The organism is Kitasatospora phosalacinea (genome assembly GCF_000716545.1).
Classification (GTDB): domain Bacteria; phylum Actinomycetota; class Actinomycetes; order Streptomycetales; family Streptomycetaceae; genus Kitasatospora; species Kitasatospora phosalacinea.
Window position 1 is genome coordinate 1 of sequence record NZ_JNWZ01000209.1, and the last position, 255, is coordinate 255.

1 protein-coding gene is annotated in these 255 nt (G+C 73.7%); it reads right to left on the reverse strand.

Annotated elements, in window-relative coordinates; genetic code table 11:
- On the reverse strand, positions 1 to 254 hold a 254-nt coding region (locus tag OO48_RS34180; RefSeq protein WP_033223635.1), incomplete at its 3' end, for an IS5 family transposase.
- Position 255: the final 1 nt, after the last annotated feature.

Genomic DNA, 255 nt, shown 5'->3' on the forward strand with positions numbered 1-255 from the left:
AGTTCGTCCAGGACCAGGCGGTAGAGCTTCGCCCAGACCCGGGCTGCGGTCCACTCCGCGAACCGCCGGTGGGCGGTCGGCCCGGACGGTCCGAAACACGGCGGCAGCTGGGCCCATGTGCATCCGGAGGTGGCCACGAACACGATCGCGGCCAGTACCTCCCGGTCCCCGTGGCGGCGACGGCCACCGCCCTGCGGTCGGGTCGGCGCGGCCGGCACCACCCGCTGGAACAGCTCCCACAACTCGTCCGGCACC